Source organism: Paraburkholderia sp. (assembly GCF_036488505.1).
Classification (GTDB): Bacteria; Pseudomonadota; Gammaproteobacteria; order Burkholderiales; family Burkholderiaceae; genus Paraburkholderia.
In genome coordinates, this window is the sequence record NZ_DASXHN010000488.1 from 1 (window position 1) to 3,319 (window position 3,319).

At 64.7% G+C, this 3,319-nt stretch carries 2 protein-coding genes and 1 pseudogene; all 3 read right to left on the reverse strand.

What is annotated here, in order from left to right:
* The coding region (ettA, locus tag VGH68_RS27865; protein ID WP_331606956.1) for an energy-dependent translational throttle protein EttA at positions 1-1,332 on the reverse strand (1,332 nt) is incomplete at its 3' end.
* A 394-nt stretch (positions 1,333-1,726) separates the two neighbouring features.
* Complete coding sequence (gene ugpC, locus VGH68_RS27870; RefSeq protein WP_331606957.1) at positions 1,727-3,052, reverse strand: sn-glycerol-3-phosphate ABC transporter ATP-binding protein UgpC; 1,326 nt, start codon at positions 3,050-3,052, stop codon at positions 1,727-1,729.
* Between the two features lie 97 nt (positions 3,053-3,149).
* Positions 3,150-3,319 (reverse strand): annotated as a pseudogene (locus VGH68_RS27875) (glycerol-3-phosphate transporter); the annotation flags it as partial.

The window sequence follows — 3,319 nt, forward strand, 5'->3', positions numbered from 1 at the left end:
CAGGTTGCCGACCACCTTTTGCTGGTCGCCGCCTTTGAAGTTGAAGCGGCCGATATACGCGCGCGACGGCGTTTCGTACTTGCCGACCGTCAGCACATCGGCACCGCCTGAAATTTCCTCGAACACGGTCTTCGAGCCGTCGAGCGCGTCGCGGCTCTGGTCCACGTAAGCGAGCTTGACGGTCGGGCCTTGCACGATCTCGCCGGAGTCCGGCTGTTCACGACCGGTCAGCATGCGGAACAGCGTGGACTTACCCGCACCGTTCGGCCCGATGATGCCGACGATCGCACCCGCCGGAATCTTGAAGCTGACGTCGTCGAGCAGCAAACGGTCGCCATACGACTTGCTGACGTTCTTGAACTCGATGACTTCATTGCCGAGCCGATCGCCGACCGGGATGAAGATCTCCGACGTTTCGTTGCGCTTCTGGTAATCCTGGCTGTTCAGTTCCTCGAAGCGGGCGATACGCGCTTTCGACTTCGCCTGACGGCCCTTCGGATTCTGTCGCACCCATTCCAGCTCTTTCTTGATCGCCTTCTGACGCGCCGACTCCGACGACTCTTCCTGCTTCAGGCGCTCTTCCTTCTGATCGAGCCAGCTGCTGTAGTTGCCCTTCCACGGAATGCCGTGGCCGCGGTCGAGTTCGAGAATCCACTCGGCGGCGTTATCGAGGAAGTAGCGATCGTGCGTGACCGCGACCACGGTGCCCGGAAAGCGCGTCAAAAACTGCTCGAGCCATTCGACCGATTCCGCGTCGAGGTGGTTGGTCGGCTCGTCGAGCAGCAGCATGTCGGGCTTTTGCAGCAGCAGCTTGCACAGCGCAACGCGGCGCTTTTCGCCGCCCGACAGATGCTCGATTTTCGCGTCCCAAGCCGGCAGACGCAGCGCGTCGGCGGCGATGTCGATCTGCTGCTCGGCGCTTCCGTCCGAGGTCGCGAGGATCGCCTCGTATTTCGCCTGCTCGGCGGCGAGCGCGTCGAAGTCGGCGTCCGGCTCCGCGTAGGCCGCGTAGATTTCGTCGAGCTTCTTCTGTGCGTTGAACACGTCGCCGAGACCTTCCTCGACCGCTTCGCGTACCGTCTTCTGCGGATCGAGCTGCGGTTCCTGCGGCAGATAGCCGATGTTCAGGTTCGGCATCGGCGTCGCTTCGCCTTCGATTTCGGTGTCGACCCCGGCCATGATGCGGATCAGCGTCGACTTGCCCGAGCCGTTCAGGCCGAGCAGGCCGATCTTCGCACCAGGGAAAAACGACAACGAGATGTCTTTGAGGATATGGCGCTTGGGCGGCACGATCTTGCCGACCCGGTTCATGGTGAAAACGTATTGGGCCATTTTGCTTGCAGTAGACGTTGGCGACGCCGGCCGCGTCCGGCGGGCAGTCGAGGGTGAATGGGTAATCGGTATCGGGCCGGCCGGCGCGGCGGCGGACTCGGACAGCGTCCTCGCGCGCGGCGGGTGGTTCAGCTGGCATTGTACTTCGCGGCGGGGGACGGGCGGCAGCGCAACGCGGGGGCAACGGGGGCACAACCCGGGCGCAACACGGGCGCAACACGGGCGGAAGACAGGCGGAAGACAGGCGCAACGCGGACGCAACATGGGCGGCGCAGCCGTCGCTACCATCGCGCCCATCTCGGCGGCGCCCGCGCGTGTCTGGCTCGTCCACCCGTCGCGCGGGCTCCGCGATCGTCGGAACGTGGCCTTCACTCCGCCGCGCGTCGACCGCGCGTCAGTTTGCGCGCTGCCCCGTCGCGGGATCGAAGAAGTGCAGATGCTGAGCGGGCAACGAGACCTGCAGCGCTTCGCCCGCCGGCGGTCGATGCGCGTGCGGCAGGCGCGCGGTCACGTCGTGTTTGCCCCAGCGGCCATGCGCGAGATTGTCCGCGCCGAGCAATTCGCAGGAATCGACGGTGAGCGTCGCGCCCGATGCGTTCGGCGCGCCGGGGCTCATATGCTCCGGGCGTATCCCAAGCGTCCATTCGCGGCCTGCCGCGACTTCACGGCCGATCGACTGCACGCCCGCGAGCGGCAGCTTCGGGCCATTGCCGGCGACGTCGAAAGTCGCGCCGTCATCGGATACGCGGCCTTCGAGCAGATTCATCCCCGGCGAGCCGATGAAGCCCGCGACGAACACGGTGGCGGGCCGCTCGTAGACCTCGGTCGGCGCGCCGATCTGCTCGGCGTGGCCCTTGTTCATCACGATCACGCGTTGGGCGAGCGTCATCGCTTCGATCTGGTCGTGCGTGACGTACAGGCTGGTGGTCCTGAGGCGCGCATGCAGACGCTGGATTTCGAGCCGCATCTGCACGCGCAGACGCGCGTCGAGATTCGACAGCGGCTCGTCGAACAGAAACACCGCCGGTTCGCGCACGATTGCGCGGCCCATTGCGACCCGCTGCCGCTGCCCGCCCGACAGCTCGCGCGGCCGGCGTTGCAGCAGCGCGCCGAGTTCGAGAATCTGCGCGGCAGCCTCCACGCGTTTTGCGATCTGCGCGCGATCGATGCCCGCGATCTTCAGCGCGTAGCCCATGTTCTCGGCGACGCTCATGTGCGGATACAACGCGTAGTTCTGGAACACCATCGCGATGTTGCGGTCCTTCGGCTCCAGTTCGTTCACGACTTTGCCGGCGATCGAAATCTGCCCGCCGGACAACTCGCGCGGCTTGCGCAGCAACAACGCTTCGAGTTCGAGAATCTGCGCGGCGCCCTGCACGCGCTTGTCGATCTGCGCCCGACCGACACCCGCGATCTTCAGCGCGTAACCCATGTTCTCGGCCACGCTCATATGCGGATACAGCGCGTAGTTCTGGAACACCATCGCGATGTTGCGATCTTTCGGTTCCAGGCGATTGACCACTTTGCCGGAGATCGAGACGGTGCCGTCGGAGATGCCTTCGAGTCCGGCCACCATCCGCAGCAAGGTCGATTTGCCGCAACCGGACGGGCCGACCATCACGACGAACTCGCCGTCCGCGACGTCCACGTCGATGCCGTGCAACACGAACTGTTTGCCGTCGTAGGTCTTTTTAACGCCTTGCAGAGTCAGTGCAGCCATGCTGTTTTAGCCTTATCGTTGCTTGCCGCGCGTGCCACGCTTTGCGCGATGTTCTTTTTTCCACGTCCAACGCCGAAGCTCGCCCACGCTGCGCGAGTTACTTCTCCGAGTCCACCAGTCCGCGCACGAACCAGCGTTGCATCGTCAGCACGACGGCGAGCGGCGGCAGCATCGCAAGCAGCGTCGCGGCCATCACGAGGTGCCATTCGGTTGCGGTGTCGCCGGACGCGATCATGCTTTTGATGCCGACCACGGCCGTGGTCAGCG